General features: G+C 64.3%; 15 protein-coding genes. 2 read left to right on the plus strand and 13 right to left on the minus strand.

What is annotated here, in order from left to right:
* Positions 1 to 54: 54 nt before the first annotated feature.
* From ACFVSI_RS20990 to ACFVSI_RS21010, 5 genes are all read right to left on the minus strand, one after another.
* Entirely contained in the window at positions 55 to 1,521 is a 1,467-nt protein-coding gene (locus ACFVSI_RS20990; protein WP_306845286.1) for an FAD-dependent oxidoreductase, read from the minus strand.
* A gap of 20 nt (positions 1,522 to 1,541) precedes the next feature.
* Positions 1,542 to 2,813, minus strand: coding sequence for a uroporphyrinogen-III C-methyltransferase (cobA, locus tag ACFVSI_RS20995; RefSeq protein WP_387828102.1), 1,272 nt, complete (start codon positions 2,811 to 2,813; stop codon positions 1,542 to 1,544).
* Positions 2,814 to 2,916: 103 nt separating this feature from the next.
* The gene (locus ACFVSI_RS21000) at positions 2,917 to 3,828 is read right to left on the minus strand and encodes a glutaminase (RefSeq protein ID WP_387828104.1); all 912 of its coding nucleotides are present in this window, start codon (positions 3,826 to 3,828) and stop codon (positions 2,917 to 2,919) included.
* Positions 3,829 to 3,974: 146 nt separating this feature from the next.
* Entirely contained in the window at positions 3,975 to 5,018 is a 1,044-nt protein-coding gene (locus ACFVSI_RS21005) for an LLM class flavin-dependent oxidoreductase (protein ID WP_387828107.1), read from the minus strand.
* Positions 5,019 to 5,053: 35 nt separating this feature from the next.
* Complete coding sequence (locus ACFVSI_RS21010; RefSeq protein WP_387828110.1) at positions 5,054 to 5,611, minus strand: dihydrofolate reductase family protein; 558 nt, start codon at positions 5,609 to 5,611, stop codon at positions 5,054 to 5,056.
* A gap of 141 nt (positions 5,612 to 5,752) precedes the next feature.
* On the opposite strand from ACFVSI_RS21010, the gene ACFVSI_RS21015 reads away from it, so the two are divergent.
* Both ACFVSI_RS21015 and ACFVSI_RS21020 read left to right on the plus strand, forming a co-directional pair.
* Positions 5,753 to 6,169 carry a DUF6153 family protein gene (locus ACFVSI_RS21015; protein ID WP_387828113.1) on the plus strand — a complete coding sequence of 139 codons (417 nt, stop codon included), beginning with the start codon at positions 5,753 to 5,755 and terminating at the stop codon, positions 6,167 to 6,169.
* Positions 6,170 to 6,293: 124 nt separating this feature from the next.
* Positions 6,294 to 6,920 (plus strand): DUF305 domain-containing protein, encoded by a 627-nt coding sequence (locus ACFVSI_RS21020; protein ID WP_387828116.1) that lies wholly within the window; start codon positions 6,294 to 6,296, stop codon positions 6,918 to 6,920.
* Positions 6,921 to 7,128: 208 nt separating this feature from the next.
* Here the strand turns inward: ACFVSI_RS21020 and ACFVSI_RS21025 are convergent, their stop codons facing one another.
* From ACFVSI_RS21025 to ACFVSI_RS21060, 8 genes are all read right to left on the minus strand, one after another.
* Positions 7,129 to 8,067 carry an ABC transporter permease gene (locus ACFVSI_RS21025; protein WP_387828119.1) on the minus strand — a complete coding sequence of 313 codons (939 nt, stop codon included), beginning with the start codon at positions 8,065 to 8,067 and terminating at the stop codon, positions 7,129 to 7,131.
* Entirely contained in the window at positions 8,057 to 8,788 is a 732-nt protein-coding gene (locus ACFVSI_RS21030) for an ABC transporter ATP-binding protein (protein ID WP_387828122.1), read from the minus strand. The genes ACFVSI_RS21025 and ACFVSI_RS21030 overlap by 11 nt, the downstream gene beginning before the upstream one ends.
* 114 nt (positions 8,789 to 8,902) lie before the next feature.
* Entirely contained in the window at positions 8,903 to 10,066 is a 1,164-nt protein-coding gene (locus ACFVSI_RS21035) for an aliphatic sulfonate ABC transporter substrate-binding protein (RefSeq protein ID WP_387828125.1), read from the minus strand.
* A 153-nt stretch (positions 10,067 to 10,219) separates the two neighbouring features.
* Positions 10,220 to 11,173: a homocysteine S-methyltransferase gene (mmuM, locus tag ACFVSI_RS21040; protein ID WP_387828128.1), complete on the minus strand. Its 954-nt coding sequence runs from the start codon at positions 11,171 to 11,173 to the stop codon at positions 10,220 to 10,222.
* Positions 11,174 to 11,269: 96 nt separating this feature from the next.
* Positions 11,270 to 12,673: a sulfate adenylyltransferase subunit 1 gene (locus ACFVSI_RS21045; protein WP_387828131.1), complete on the minus strand. Its 1,404-nt coding sequence runs from the start codon at positions 12,671 to 12,673 to the stop codon at positions 11,270 to 11,272.
* Positions 12,674 to 13,633, minus strand: a complete 960-nt coding sequence (gene cysD / locus ACFVSI_RS21050) for a sulfate adenylyltransferase subunit CysD (RefSeq protein WP_144659289.1) — start codon at positions 13,631 to 13,633, stop codon at positions 12,674 to 12,676.
* A complete protein-coding gene (locus ACFVSI_RS21055; protein ID WP_387828134.1) occupies positions 13,630 to 14,364 on the minus strand; it encodes a phosphoadenylyl-sulfate reductase in 735 nt (244 codons plus the stop codon). The genes cysD and ACFVSI_RS21055 overlap by 4 nt, the downstream gene beginning before the upstream one ends.
* Positions 14,361 to 16,103: a nitrite/sulfite reductase gene (locus tag ACFVSI_RS21060; RefSeq protein ID WP_387828137.1), complete on the minus strand. Its 1,743-nt coding sequence runs from the start codon at positions 16,101 to 16,103 to the stop codon at positions 14,361 to 14,363. Before ACFVSI_RS21060 ends, ACFVSI_RS21055 begins: the two co-directional genes overlap by 4 nt.
* Positions 16,104 to 16,202 lie beyond the last annotated feature (99 nt).

Raw genomic sequence — 16,202 nt, forward strand, 5'->3', positions numbered from 1 at the left:
ACTTAGGGCCCATCCGGAAGCTCCGAATGGGCCCTAAGTGACCCCGCGTTGGTCTTAGACCTGGGCGGATACACCGTCGCGGGAGATGTTCACCATGTCCTCGCGCGGTACAACCTTGATGCGCTCACGCGTCACCTCAACGCCGTGCGAACCGCCGGCTTCGGTGGCCGCTGCGCCGAGGGCGAGCTCGTGGGCGTCCAGCGCCAGCCAGCCTTCCCAGCTGGTGAACTTCACGCCGCGGGCGTCGAGCAGATCCACGACGGCGTCTGCCGCAGGAACCTCGGCGACCGGCAGGTTTTCGCGGTCCTCCAGCAGGTACGTGACGGTTTCCAGGGCATCGCCCTTGGTGTGGCCGATGAGGCCGACGGGCCCACGCTTGATCCAGCCCGTGGCGTAGAGGCCGGGGACGTGCTGGCCGTCGGCATCCAGGACGCGGCCGCCGTCGTTGGTCACGACGCCCTTCTTGTGGTCGAACTCGACGTCCGGAAGGGCAGAGCCGAAGTAGCCGATGGCGCGGTACACGGCCTGGACCGGGTAGTCGATGAACTCGCCGGTGCCGCGGGCGTTGCCCGTGCCGTCCAGCTCGGTGCGCTCGAACTTGATGCCGGCAACCTTGCCCGGAGTCTCTGCGGAGTCAACGATTTCCACCGGGCTGTGCAGGAAGTGCAGGTGCAGGCGGCGGGAAGCCGTGAGCTCGGAGAGGTCCTCGGGCTGCTCGGCGATCCAGTTGGTGAGCGTGCCAACCATGGTCTTGGTCTGGTTGTTGGTCTGCACCTGGCGGTCGGACTCTTCGTCGAATTCGAAGTCTTCGGCGTACAGGATGATGTCAACGTCCTTGGAGTGCGAGAGTTCGCGGAGCTCCAGCGGGGTGAACTTCACCTGTGCAGGGCCTCGGCGGCCAAAGACGTGCACGTCGGTGACCGGGGAGTTCTTGAGGCCGGCGTAGACGTTGTCCGGGATTTCGGTGACCAGGAGGTCATCGGCGTGCTTGGACAGGACGCGTGCGACGTCGAGCGCCACGTTGCCATTGCCGAGCACCGCGATTTCCTTGGCGTCCAGCGGCCATTCGCGGGGAACGTCCGGGTGTCCGTCGTACCAGGAGACGAAGTCGGCGCCGCCGAAGGAACCCTCAAGCTCGATGCCGGGGATGTTCAGGTCGGCGTCCTTGATGGCGCCGGTAGCGAAGATCACGGCGTCATAGTGCTTGCGGAGGTCCTCGATGGAGATGTCCGTGCCGTAGTCCACGTTGCCGAAGAAGCGGATGTCGCCGCGGTCCAGGACCTTGTGCAGGGCGTTCACGATGCCCTTGATGCGCGGGTGGTCCGGGGCAACGCCGTAACGGATCAGGCCGTAGGGTGCCGGGTAGCGGTCAAAGAGGTCGATGCTGACATTGAGTTCGCCGCTCTTGACGGCTTCGCTCTTGGTCAGGATGTCAGCTGCGTACACGCCGGCCGGGCCGGAGCCGATGACGGCGACGCGGAGCGGACGGTCCGCAGAACCTACGGGGGTGCTAATTGACACGGCTGTGTTCCTTCTTCTTCTCAGTTACTGCGAACGCGGGGACGGTTGGGGGTAATTGTGCTGTAGTCTGCGGTCTTGAAGTGCTCCGGCGCAAAGGGGCTCACACGGACAACATCGCCGATCACGATGACCGCCGGATTGGCCACTCCGACGGATTCCGCTTGGTCCGCGATGCTTCCCAAGGTGCCGATGGTGACGCGCTGATCCGGCAAATACCCGTTCTCTACGATACCTACTGGAGTATCCAAAGGCAGACCCGAGCCTGCCAGCGCAGCCGCGGAATCGCGCAATTGCGCCACTCCCATGAGCAACACCACAGTGTGATCGGGCCGTGCCGGGACTTCGGACAGCTCCTCATGGCCCGTGACCACGCTGAAGCCCTTGGCCAGTCCACGATGGGTGACCGGGATGCCGGCGGCAGCGGGAACCGAGATCGCGGACGTCACGCCGGACACCACTTCAACCTCGACGCCGTTCTGCCGGCAGAATTCGGCTTCCTCGCCACCGCGGCCCAGGACATAGGGGTCGCCGCCTTTGAGGCGGACCACCCGGTTGCCCTTGAGGGCCTCCTCGACGAGGATGCGGTTGATTTCAAGCTGCGGTACAGGGTGGTGGCCGGGGGTCTTACCGACCTCGATCACGCGGACGTCGGGAGCCAGCTCTTTGAGCAGCTCGCGGGGGCCAAGACGGTCGGCAACCACGACGTCGGCCTGGCCGAGCAAGCGGCGACCGCGGACTGTGATGAGTCCCGAGTCGCCGGGACCACCGCCAACCAAAGCGACGGACCCAATGGAACCTGCGCTGTCCCCCTTGCGGTGCCGGCGCAGCGGCAGGTCACCGGATTCCAGGGCCGTAGCAACAGCGTTCCGCAGTGCCATGGCGCGGCGCGGGTCTCCCCCGGCGTTGATGGCGATTTTGACGTCATCCACCACGGCGACGGCCGGAGTCCAGGCAGCGGACGATTCGTGGTCCGAGGCGTTGACGCACCAGATGCGCTGCGCCTCGGCGTCGGCAGCCACTTGGGTGTCCACAGCGGAAGTGCCTGTAGCCGTCTGAACGAACCAGACGCCGTCGAGGTCTGAAATGCGGTACTCCCGGCGTTCCCAGGTAAGGAGGCCGGCCGCCGCTTGTGCGCGAAGTATTTCGGTGGCAACGGGAGCGACAACGGTGACCTTTGCACCGGCGTCGAGCAGTCCCTTGGCGCGACGCGTCGCGACGGGTCCGCCGCCCACAACCAGCACCGGGCGGCCGAGCAGCCTCAGCGCAGTGGGGTAAATGTCCTGTATTGCCATGAAAAAACTGTAGGGCGGCGCCGTAATATGCTTCAAAGGCCCAGACACAACCAGTAACGCTGGGTAATCCAGCGTCACAAAAGGTTTCACAACTGAGAGCCGGTTAGAAGACCGACCAGCCCGTGCGTGTGGTGAATTCGTCCAGCGCGGCCACCCCGGCCACTGAGTTTCCGGACCGTCCCAGCCCCGGGCTCCAGACGCTGATGGCGCACTTGTTCGGGACCACGGCCACGATCCCGCCGCCCACGCCGCTCTTGCCCGGCAGGCCCACCCGGTACGCGAACTCCCCGGCTGCGTCGTAGGTGCCGCAGGTGAGCATCACCGCATTGATCCTCTTTGTCTGCGCCGGTGACAACAGGAGGCTTCCATCGGCTCCCAAGCCGTTGGAGGCCAGGAACCGGGTGGCGAGCGCAAGGTCCTCGCACGTCATGGCCAAGGCGCATTGCTTGGCGTAGGAATCCAGGACATCCTCCACGGGGTTCTCCAGATTGCCGCAGCTGGCCAGGAAGTGCGCCAAGGAGGCATTGCGGTGGCTGTTGTCCAACTCGGATGAGGCCACCCGGTGATCGGTATCGATGCTTGTGTTGCTGCTTTCCTGCCGCATCAGATCCCGGACAGCGTGCGCGGCGTTGCCCGTCAGGCTCAGGAGCCTGTCCGTCACCACGATCGCGCCGGCGTTGATGAAGGGATTCCGGGGAATCCCGTCCTCGCTTTCCAGCTGGACCAAGGAATTGAAGGGGTTGCCTGAGGGCTCGCGGAAGACACGCTTCCAGATGTGGTCGCCGTCGGAAGCCAGCACCAAGGCGAGGGCGAACACTTTGGAGATGCTTTGGACGGAGAACTCGACGTGGGCGTCCCCGGCCGAGAACACCTCACCGTCCTTGGTGACCAGCGATATCCCGAACTGATACGGATCCACAGCCCCGAGTTGGGGGATGTAGTCGGCCACATTTCCTTGGCCCACGTGCGGTTCGACTGCTCCAACGATGTCCTCGAGGAGATTCTGAATGTCCATTGCTACCTTTGCTGGCTTCGTCAGCCCCCTCCTCATTGAAGGGGCTTACACGTGCGCCCGCGGCGTTCCCACGGTGTTCCCGCAGCGAGGCACAGCCAATAAGAGTACCGGCGTTTCAGGACCTCCGTGGACGCCGGCCGGAGAGGTTACACAGCGTGGCTGGCGCTCCAGCCGAACGCCGGGGCGATGTGCTGTGCCACGTTGCCCAGGAGCTTGGCGTTGTAGTCCACGCCGAGCTGGTTGGGCACAGTGAGCAGCACCGTATCCGCAGACCGGACCGCGGCGTCCTTCGCCAGCTCTTCTGCCAACTGGTCCGGTTCCCCGATGTAGCTCTTACCGAAACGGGACAACGCGCCGTCGAGAATTCCCACCTGGTCCTGGCTGTCCGCTTGGGCGCGAAGGCCGAAGTAGTGGTTGTCGACGTCGTCCACGATCGGGATGACGCTGCGGCTGACCGAAACCCTCGGCTCGAAGTCATGACCGGCCGCTGCCCAAGCTTCGCGGAACATCCGGATCTGCTCGGCCTGGAGTTCGTCAAAAGGCACACCGGTGTCTTCGGTGAGGAGCGTCGAGCTCATGAGGTTCATGCCCTGCTCGGCCGCCCACACCGCCGTCTTACGGGTGCCGGCGCCCCACCAAATCCGTTGTGGAAGCCCTGGCGATTGGGGCTGGATCGGCAGGAGGCCAGTGGCTCCACCGGAATAGTGCGGGTCCGCTTCCGCCACGCCGTGTCCCGCAATGGCTTTGCGGAACAGTGCCGTGTGGCGGCGGGCCATATCTCCCCCGTCTTCACCATCGGCCGGAACGTAACCGAAATTGGCGGCGCCATTCCGTGCGGGCTCGGGTGAACCACGGCTCACGCCGAGTTGCAGCCTGCCGTCACTGATGAGGTCGGCGGCCGCGGCTTCCTCGGCCATGTAGAGGGGGTTTTCGTAGCGCATGTCGATCACGCCGGTACCCATCTCGATCCGCCTGGTCCGGGCTGCGATGGCGCTCAGGAGCGGGAAAGGTGACGCCTGCTGGCGCGCGAAGTGGTGCACACGGAAGAAAGCTCCATCGATACCCAGTTCCTCCGCTGCGACAGCGAGTTCGATCCCCTGTTTCAGGGCCTCGCCGGCAGTGGGAACCAGGGAGCCCGGGACGCGGGCCCAGTGGCCGAAGGACAGGAAACCGATCCGTTTGTTGTGCATGCCCGTCACAACACTGATGAATGCCGGCGCATTCCTCAATCAGCCCGTCGGTAGTGCATGGCAACGGCGCCGTTGCCCAGTGGCTCCGCGGATACCAACTCCAGGCGCCGGGTAATGGGCAAGCCATCTTGGTACAGGGTGGGTCCGTGACCGGTGATCATGGGATGGATCAGGAACTTGTACTCGTCAATAAGGTCCATCCGGTCCAACTCCGTGGCAAGTTTCCCGCTGCCTACGAGCACTCCAGCGGGGGTTCCGTCCTTGAGTTCCTGAACCGCCGAGCGGAGGTCGCCAGTCAGGTGGTGGCTGTTGGTCCACGGGAAGTCGTTTCTCGACGCCGAGACGACGTACTTGGGCTTGGTCTCCAGCGTCAGTGCCCACTCCTTGAGGGATTGCGGGGCATCGGTCTCGCCGCTGGCGACTCCGGGCCAGTAGCTCTCCATCATTTCGTAGGTAGTGCGGCCCCAGAGCATGGCGCCGCTCTCCTCGAGGAGTCGGGTGAAGTGAGCGTGCGTCTCGTCGTCGGCGATGCCCTCGCGGTGGTCAACGCAACCATCCAGGGTGACGTTAATGCTGAACGTTAGGAGGCCCATTTTGCGATTCTAGGCGTTCGGAGGGGAATGCACAGCGGATAAACCTGCATCAAGTGCGAAACCGCGGTGCTGCACTGCCAAGGGATACCCTCCCGGGGTATGCTGCTGTTGTCCGTGACGTGCAGGAGGTGGTGGGGAACCGTGAACAGCGTGACAGGCCTGCGGTTTGGCGCCACCATTCGACGGCGGGTCCCGCTCCTGCTGCTGGTGGCTGCTGTGATAGCGGGCATCTTCGGAATGCACGTCGTCAACGGTTCCCACAGTGCGCACTCGACCAGCACGCTAACTGTCGCGGCACACCACGAGCACCCATCCCAGCACGTCCAGACATCCTCGCCCGCCGACGCCGATCAGTGCACCGCAGGCAGTTGCTCCTGCGCGCAGACTGGCAACGCCAACTGCACCCCTCTGCACAAAACAGGATCCCTGGCCGCGCCGCCTCCAGGTGACGCAGTTGTCTTCATTGCCACGGCCTCGGCTCCCCGGGACCCCGGTCCGTCCTGGTCCTACCTACCAGCCCCACCCACCCCCGGGCAACTGAGCATCAGCAGGACGTAAGCAGCTGAATGGGTCGCCGTACGGCTACCCATCTACACCCCGGGCCATGGCTTGGGGAACACATCTGCTTACCCTTGGCGGTCGACCAACGGGCCGCCTGAAATTGGCAAAGGACCAATCACTGATGAACAAAGCACGCTTTATTGTTGCCGGAACCGCTCTTGCAGGCCTGATTGCGCTGACGGGATGCGCGTCCAAGTCCGGCTCCGATTCGATGCCGGGCATGGATCACGGCCAGTCACCGGCTTCGACCGCGACTACCAGCCCTTCCGTGGCCAGCACCGCGTCAGACCACAATGCGGCGGACACCATGTTCGCCCAGATGATGATTCCGCACCACGCCCAGGCCGTCGAGATGTCGGACTCCATTCTGGACAAGAAAGATATTCCGTCGGCTGTAACTGCCTTGGCGGTTCAGATCAAGGGGGCCCAAGCACCCGAAATCGAGAAAATGACGGCGTGGCTGAAGGGCTGGAACGAGCCCAGCATGGGGTCCTCCTCCCATAGCGGTCACGGCATGGACGGCATGGTGGGCGACACTGAGCTGCAAACACTCAAAGATGCCCAAGGCACGGAAGCAGCCAGGCTCTACCTCACCCAGATGATCGCGCATCACGAAGGTGCCGTGACCATGGCCAAAACCGAGATCAGCCAAGGCAAGTCTCCCGAGGCGGTGCAACTTGCCAAGGACATCGTGGCCGCGCAGGAGAAGGAGATCCAGGACATGAAGGCCCTCCTCGCTGGCCTCTAACGCGACGGTTCCGTAAACGCCCGACGGCGGGAGGCCGCCGTCGGGCGTTCCGAACGCCAGGTTCCCGCACCACGTAGCGCCGATCGCCTCTATAACCGCTGGTGCAATTGGCGTGAAAGGGCGCGGAGCTGGTGCGGATGAGGTGCAACCGGCGGAAACGGGCGCGCCTCTGCCCTGCCACCCCCACCTCATCCCCCGAACTAAGGGATTACCGCGAGCTGCCTGCCAGCAGACCACGGCGCTGGAGCAGTCGCTTCTCGATCGGCCCAAAGACCAGCAGCTCGATGAGGATGCCCACGAAGAGGATCAGGAGGATTGCGGACATGACGATCGCCATGTCTGACAACGCGCGGCCCTGATCCAGCAGAGATCCGAGGCCGAAGCCGATGGTGCCTCCCACTGCGATGATTTCAGCGGCCATGAGAGAGCGCCAGGAGAAGGCCCACCCCTGCTTCAAGCCGCTGATGTAGCCGGGAAGGGCCGCCGGGAGGACGATCTGCAGCGCCATCTGCAGCCGGTTCGCGCCGAGCACCGTGCCGACGCTGCGGAACTGAGGCGGGATTTGGTCGACGCCGGAAATGAGGCCGTTAATGATCGACGGGATGGCACCCATGAGCACCACGAAGTACACGGTGGCGTCCGTGAGGCCGAACCAAATGATGGCGGCGGGAACCCAGGCCACGGAGGGCAGTACCTGCAGACCGGAGATCAGCGGCCCGAAAGCACGCCGAAGCGGTGCAACCTGTGCCAGCAACAAGCCAATCGGCGTTGCCACCACGACGGAAATCAGGAAGCCGATCAGGCCGCGCTGCAGGGAGGTCCACACAGATTCCTGGACCTTGCCTTCACTCCACAACACGCCCAACTGGGTCAGTACATCCAACGGCCCCGGGACCTGGTCTCGGCGCTTGAGACCCAAGGACACGTAGAACTGCCAGGCCAGAACAAGGACCACCAGTGCCACGATCGGCAGCAGGATGCGCTTCCACTCTATGCCGCGCTGACGGCCAACGTCCGACTGGAGGTTATCCAGACCCGCTTCGAGGTCGCGAAGTTCGGAAGGGTTGCCCTTGATGGACGGCGAGGTGATGTGGTTCTGGTCGCTCACGGGGAGGGTCCGCTCTTCGGTGGTCTGGTTACTTGGCATGGCGGCGGATCTCCTCGCGAAGTCGTCGGGTGATGACGCCGGTCAGCTCCCCTGCACAGCCGGCATCGGTGCGGTGTTCTTCAGTGACTTCCCATTCGGCAACAACCCGGCCGGGGCGCGAGGACAGCAGCAGCACGCGCTGGCCCAGGCGCACAGCCTCGCGGACGTTGTGGGTGACGAAGATGATGGTGCGTCCCGTTTCCTTCCAGATCCGCTCCAGCTCATCGTGCAGAAGGTCGCGGGTAATGGCGTCGAGCGCAGCGAACGGCTCGTCCATCAAGAGCACCTGGCGGTCCTGGGCCAGCGAACGGGCAAGGGCCACACGCTGGCGCATGCCGCCGGACAGCTCGTGGGGACGCTTGTCGCCGGCTCCTCCAAGATGCACGAGCTCCAGCAGCTCGGTTGCCCGCGAACGTCGGCTTGCCTTGCTGCTCGACTTGTCGGCCAGCTGAAGGGCCAGTTCGATGTTGCCTCGTGCGGTCAGCCACGGGAACAGGGCTGAGTCCTGGAACATGAAGGCCGCGCCGTCGCTGGGGACTTCCAGAGCGCCCGACGTCGGTTGCTCAAGTCCGGCGATGATGTTCAGCAGGGTGGACTTGCCGCAGCCGGACGCACCGAGGAGGGCGACGAACTCGCCCTGCCCGATCGTGGCGTTGACGTCGTCCAGGACGGGAGCCCCGTCGCCGAAGCGTTTGCCCAGGTTCTCCAGTACAACTGGCATGGTCCCGTCCTTCGTTTGTTGTTCGTCAAGCTGGTACTGCCTAAGCCGTATCCGGGGTCCGGATGCGGCCAAAGGCCGGCCCGCCCCGCGAGGGGCGGACCAGCCTGTTACTGCTTAGTCCTGGCCGAGTCCGGCGGCGGAGGTCTTCTTGCCCTCCACCTCGTTCAGGGCGCGGAGGTCGAAGATGCCGTTGATGTCGGCGGTCTTGGTGGTGCCGGCGTCAACACCGTCCTGGAGGAGCTTCTTGTAGGTTCCGGCCAGGGGGTCGGTGGTGAACTTGATGTTCTGCAGAGCCCGGTCAATGACGTTGGCCGGGAGCGGCTTGCCTGCGGTGTCCTTCAGGACTGCATTGATGGTGGAAGCCTTGTCGGCGGCAGAAGCGGAGTTCAGCCAGTTCACGGATTCGACGTGGCCCTTCAGGAGAGCCTTGACGGTCTCCGGGTGTTCGGCTGCGAACTTCTTGTTCACGATCAGGATGGTGGTGGTGAAGTCACCCTTGTCCCACAGGTCCTTCTCGTCCACCAGGACCTTCGCACCGGCTTCCAGCACCAGGCGGGAGGCCCAGGGCTCAGGCAACCACGCGCCGTCGAGCTTTCCGTCTTGGAAGAGCTTCAGGGTCTGGGCGTTTTCGGTCGGGTTGATGTTGACGTCACCGCTGCCGTCAGGGTTGGTCTTGTAACCCTGGTGGCCGAGCCAGGCGCGCAGTGCCACGTCCTGCGTGCCGCCGAGCTGCGGCGAAGCGAGCACTTTGCCCTTGAGGTCGGCTGCGGAGTTGATCTCCGGCTTGACCACCAGCTGGGCACCACCGGAAGCTGCGCCGGCGATGATGCTGATGGATTCGCCGTTGCTCTTGACGAAGGAGTTGATGGCCGGGTTCGGGCCGATGTAGGTCGCGTCGATGGCTCCGGCATTCAGGGCTTCGATCGCGGCGGGGCCGGCGTTGAAGATCTGGGTGCTGAGCTTGGTGTCGCCGAGTTCCTTGGCGATGAAGCCCTTGCTGGTGCCGACCAGGGCCGGGCCGTGGGTGACGTTGCTGAAGTAGCCCAGCTTGAGCTCCGCGGCCGGCGAGGTGTTGGCGGCCGGTGCTGCCTGGCTGTTGTTGTTGTTCGAGACGACGGAGGCTACGGCTGCGCCTGCGCCGATCAGCAGGACCAGGCCAACGGCCAGTCCGATCTCGAGGGTGCGGCGGCGCTTGGGCTTGGCTGGGGTCTGGCCCGCGACGATGCGGGTGGTGCCGGAATCAGATCCGGGCTTGGGTGACTCGGGAGTGTTCGACATGGGGGTCCTTAGGAGATTTTTGGGATGCGAAGCGGGGCGAAGATCAGGCCCCTAACATCGCCCATCGAGGGCAAGGAAGGACCGTTCCGGAGTGGTCATGAGTTCACAGTAGGGACTGTCATATTTCGGCTTCAATCCCGTAGAAATCAAGGTTCATGAAGGGTCACTTGGCGTCATATTGGCTGAAAGCGCTTCAATGTCCTTCGGAGTTGTGCGGCAGCAGCCGCCCATGAGAAGGGCCCCGTTTTCGCGCCACCAGGCAGCGTTGCCCGCCAGCGTCCCGTTTCCCTGGAGACCTTCGGACGGCCCCCAGGTCTTGGTCACGGCGTCATACGTCTCCCCCGAATTCGGGTACGCCACCAGGGGTTTTGCCGAGGACTTGTGGAAGTTTCCCAGCGCTTCAGCCACCAGTTCCAGCGGCACACAGTTAACCCCGACGGCGACCACGCGCGGTTCCGCGCTGAGCAGCGCCGCCACGTCCGCGAGGGGCGTTCCGTCACTGATGTGGGCGCTGTCCCGCAGCGTGAACGAGAACCAGGATTCGACGTCGAACTCCGCCACGAGCGCCAACAGCGCCTCCGCTTCGGCGTACGACGGCAGCGTCTCGCACGCCAGGAAGTCCGCTCCGGCCTCCACCAGCGCGGCAATGCGGGGCCGGTGGAAATCCCGGAAATCCGCGGGAGAAAGCGTGTAATCACCGCGGTACTCTGAGCCGTCGGCAAGGTAGGCGCCGTAGGGTCCCACTGAGCCGGCCACCAACAAGGGCCCTGAACCGGGGTTGGCCGCGAGGTACTCCCGCCGGGCTTCATCGGCCAAGCGGACGCTCAGCGCAACCAGCTCCAGCGATTCCTCCACGGATAGCCCGCGCCGTGCGAAACCCTGCGGCGTCGCCTGGTAGCTGGCGGTGATGGCTACGGAGGCACCGGCGTCGAAGTAGTCGCGGTGGACCTGCCTGATCAACTCCGGCTGCTCCAGCAGGACCTTGGCGGACCACAGCGCGTCCTCAAGGTCGCAACCGTGGGCTTCCAATTCGGTGGCCAGGGCTCCGTCCAGGACCAGGTCCTTGCCGGCGTCCAGGAGGGTGCTGAGTATGGTGTTGCGGGGCATATGGCCTTCCAAAAAGAAACCGCGACTTGTTCGAACATCACGCTCCACAAAGGGAGGGGCAGCGAACAAGCCGCGGTTTTATTGCTGTCTGTGTCCTTAGATGACGTAACGTTCGTCTTCGTGGTCACCGGGGTGGTCCTTGACCAGACCAGCGGCCAAGGTATTGCCGTCGATGGGGTCAATCACCAGGAAGGCACCCGTGCGACGGTGGTGCAGGTAGTTCTCCAACGGCAAGGGGGCAGCGAGCCGGAGCTGCGCGTTTCCGATGTCGTTGAGCTCCAGCGTTGAGGTCGGCTCCACGGCAAACGTAGCCAGGTCCAGCTTGCCGGTGACGTTGCGGACCAGTGCCTGGACCGTGCGCGTTCCGTGCTTCACCAGGACCTTCTGACCTTCGCGGAGGGGCTTCGGCGACAACCAGGCCAACGATGCGTACAGGTCAGCCGAGCTTTCGCGGACGGTTCCGGCCGCGGCGATGGTGTCCCCACGTGCGATGTCGATCTCGTCAGCCAAACGGATGGCCACGGACTGCGGTGCAGCGGCCTCTTCCAAGGACTGGCCCGCGAAGTCGATACCCACCACGGTGGTGACGCGCGGTTCGTGGCCCGGGCTGATGACGGAAACTTCGTCACCGACCTTCACGGAGCCTTCGGTGATCTGCCCGGCGTACGCACGGTAGTCACGGTAGGCCTCCACATCGAGTCCGGCAGCCACGGCGTCAGGGGCCAGGGCACCTTGCGGACGGATGACCAGCTGGACCGGGAATCGGAAGCTTTCCAGCTCGGCTTCGAGTTCATCGGCGGCCGGGAGGGTTTCGAGGACTTCCAGCAACGCCGGTCCCGTGTACCAGGGAGTGTGCTCGGAACGATCCACCACGTTGTCGCCGTCGAGGGCCGAGACCGGCACCACCAAAAGATCGGCAACTCCATCTGAACCCAGACCCAGCTCGCGGGCCACCTTCTGCACGTCGGCCTCGATGTCGCGGAAAACTTGCTCGCTGAAGTCCACCAGGTCGATCTTGTTCACAGCAACGATCACGTGGGCAACACGCAGAAGCTGCAGCACGGACAGGTGGCGGCGGGTCTGCTCCAGCACACCCTTGCGGGCGTCAATGAGCACGACGACGGCATCCGCCGTGGACGCGCCCGTCACCGTGTTCTTGGTGTACTGAACGTGGCCGGGGCAATCCGCGAGGATGAAGCTGCGGCGGTCGGTTGCGAAGTAGCGGTAGGCAACGTCGATGGTGATGCCCTGCTCGCGCTCGGCACGCAGGCCGTCGGTCAGGAGGGCGAGGTCGATGCCGCCCTTGTCGCCGCCGAAGCCGCGATCCGCCGACGTGCGGGCAACGGCGTCGAGCTGGTCGGCCAGGATCGCCTTGGAATCGTGAAGGAGGCGGCCTACCAAAGTGGACTTGCCGTCGTCGACCGATCCGGCGGTAGCGAAACGGAAAAGGGTGGTGGGCAGGGCTGTCTCCAGCCCGGCAGCCAATGTTTCGGTGCTCATTTAGAAGTAGCCGTCCTTCTTGCGGTCTTCCATGGCTGCCTCGGAGATGCGGTCATCTGCTCGGGTGGCGCCACGTTCGGTCAGGGTGGAGGCAGCGACTTCAACTACGACGTCGGCCACGGTGCGTGCGTCGGACTCGACGGCACCTGTGCACGACATGTCGCCTACAGTCCGGTAACGGACCAGTTTGGTGATGACGTCCTCGTGGGGCAGCGGCTGGGAAACTTCGCCCACTGCACGCCACATGCCGTCGCGGGCGAAGACTTCACGCTCGTGGGCGTAGTACAGGCTGGGAAGCTCGATGTTCTCGCGCTCGATGTAGCGCCAGATGTCCAACTCGGTCCAGTTGCTGATGGGGAACGCACGCACGTGCTGGCCCACGGTGTGGCGGCCGTTGTACAGGTTCCACAGCTCGGGACGCTGGTTGCGCGGATCCCACTGGCCGAACTCGTCGCGGAGGCTCAGGATGCGCTCCTTGGCACGGGCCTTGTCCTCGTCGCGACGACCGCCGCCGAAGACGGCGTCGAACTTGTTCTTCTGGATCGCATCCAGCAGTGGAACCGTCTGCAGCGGGTTGCGGGTACCGTCTGCGCGCTCAGCCAGTTCGCCGCGGTCGATGAATTCCTGAACGGAACCCACCACAAGCTTCAGGCCCAGGCGCTCCACCGTGCGGTCGCGAAAATCGATGACCTCCGGGAAGTTGTGCCCGGTGTCCACGTGCAGGACAGGGAAAGGCACCTTGCCCGGCCAGAATGCCTTGGTAGCCAGGTGCAGCATCACCACGGAGTCCTTGCCGCCGGAGAACAGCAGCGCGGGCTTCTCGAACTCGGCAACAACTTCGCGGATAATGTGGATGGCCTCGGACTCGAGGGTGTCCAAGCTGCTCAGGCGCTCGACCGAGGGGGCGTCTACTGCCGCTGCAACTTCCACCGTGGACTCCTCTGTTGTGTACGTGCTCATGTGTGTAGTCCGCATTCTGTCTTGTCGGATCCTGCCCAGCGGCCGGCTCGGGGGTCTTCGCCCGGGGCCACTTTGCGGGTGCAGGGCTGGCATCCGATGGACGGGTAGCCCTGGCTCAGGAGGGGGTTGACGGGGAGGATGTTGTCCTCGGAGTACTCCAGCAGCTGATCGAAGGACCAGTCCACCATCGGGTTCACCTTGACCAGGCCAAAGCCCTCATCCCAGGTGACCACCGGGGTGTTCGTGCGGGTGGGGCCTTCGTCGCGGCGGACGCCGGTGAACCACACTTCGTAGCCCGCGAGGGAGCGGCGCAGCGGCTGGACCTTGCGGAGGGCGCAGCACTGGGCAGCGTCCCGGGCGAACAGGTCCTTGCCCAACAGGCGGTCCTGCTGCTCCACCGTGTTTTCCGGCAGGACATCCACCACGTTTACGCGCAGGTTTGCAGCTACTTCGTTGCGGGTGTCGTACGTTTCCTTGAAGTGGTAGCCGGTTTCCAGGAACAGAACGTCGACGCCGGGAAGCTGGTCCGCCACCAAGGCCGGCAGCACGGCGTCGGCCATGGAGCAGGCAACGGTCACCGCGGGCAGCTCGAAGTTGCGCGCAACCCAGGCAATGGCTTCCTGCGCAGTCGCGTTCCAACCAAGCTCCGCGGCACCGGCGTCAGCCAATGCTTTGAGTTCTTCGTGGGACCGCAGCGTGCGGACAGCCGGAAGCGTCTGGGGATCTGTCATTGGAGGTCTCCTTCATCTGCGGAGTGTGCCCACTCAGCGAAGGTCTGGCCCTCGGCGCCGACAGCGACGAACTTGCGGACCACGCGCTCCACGTAATCGGGCAGGTCTTCCACCGTGACCTTCAGGCCGCGGACGGTACGTCCCAAACCAGCTTCCTCGCGCTCGTTGTTGGCCAGCCCGCCACCAAGGTGGACCTGGAAACCCGGGGTGGGGTCGCCGTCGGGCGTTGGCAGCATCATGCCCTTCAGGCCGATGTCGGCCGTCTGGATACGGGCGCAGGAGTTGGGGCATCCGTTGATGTGGAGGGACAGTGCCGAGGGCAACTGCTTGGTCTCCACCAGGTCAGCCAGGCGGCGCTCCAGTTCAGCGATGGCGGTTGCAGCCGTGACCTTTGTTTCCACGATGGCCAGCTTGCAGAACTCGATGCCCGTGCAGGCAATGGTACCGCGGCGGAACACGGACGGCCGGGCGGACAGGCCCAGGGTGTCCAGTTCTGCGATCAGCGGTTCCACCTGCTCCTTGGCGACGTCCAGGATGACGAGCTTCTGGTGCGGGGTGGTCCGCAGGCGGTAGGAACCGTGCTGCTCCAAGGTGTCCGCGAGCTTCACGAGTGCCTCGCCCGAGGTGCGGCCGACCGTCGGCGCAACACCGATGAAGAACTTGCCGTCCTTCTGCTCGTGGACACCGATGTGGTCGCCGGGAGCGTTGGGCTTCGGAGCGGCAGGACCGTCGGGAAGCTTGAAGCCGAGGTATTCGTCCTCGAGGATCTGGCGGAACTTGGCAGGACCCCAGTCGTTCATCAGGAACTTCAAGCGGGCCTTGGTGCGCATGCGGCGGTAGCCGTAGTCACGGAAGATGCTGGTAACACCCAGCCACACCTCGGCGGCAACATCGGCCGAGACGAACACACCGAGACGTTCGGCAAGGCGGGGGTTGGTGGACAATCCGCCGCCGACCCAGAGGTCGTACCCAGCGCCGAGTTCGGGGTGGACAACGCCAACCAGGGCAAAGTCGTTGATTTCGTGCACCACGTCCTGGGACGGGTGGCCCGTAATGGCGGTCTTGTATTTACGCGGCAGGTTGGCCAGCTCGGGGTCACCGATGAAACGCTCGGCGAGTTCGTGGATGAGCGGCGTGGGATCGATGATCTCGTCCTTGGCGATGCCGGCAACCGGGGAACCGAGGATAACGCGCGGCACGTCGCCGCACGCTTCTGTGGTTGACAGGCCGATGCCCTCCAGGCGGCGCCAGATCTCGGGCACGTCCTCCACGCGGATCCAGTGCAGCTGGATGTTCTGGCGGTCGGTCAGGTCGGCTGAGCCGCGGGCAAAGTCCACGGAAATCTGGCCGATGACGCGCAACTGCTCGGTGGTAAGGGCGCCGCCGTCGATACGCACGCGCAACATGAAGTACTTGTCTTCAAGCTCATGCGGTTCAAGCGTGGCGGTCTTGCCGCCGTCGATCCCGGGCTTGCGCTGGGTGTAGAGGCCCCACCAGCGGAAACGGCCGTGCAGGTCCGTGCCGTCGATGGAGTCGAAGCCTTCTTTTGAATAGACAGACTCAATGCGCTCACGGACGTTCAGCCCGTTGTCTTCCTGTTTCCAGGTCTCGTTGGCGTTGAGCGGCGTGGTGCCGTCGACCTTCCACTGGCCGTGGGGCTTGGCCGCCGGACGGGTGCGTGCTGGGCGCGAAGGGACTGCGGCGTCAGCGGACGCACCGGCTACAGCTGTATCTGTCATACATCGACTGTAGGTCTGGCCAGATTTGGCCAGCAAAGGTCTGGAAATGTTGAGTCACCTAGGGAAACATTTCGTCACGAACACGCCGACGGCCTTGTT

This window comes from Paenarthrobacter sp. NPDC057981 (genome assembly GCF_042886835.1).
In the GTDB taxonomy this organism is placed as follows: Bacteria; Actinomycetota; Actinomycetes; order Actinomycetales; family Micrococcaceae; genus Arthrobacter.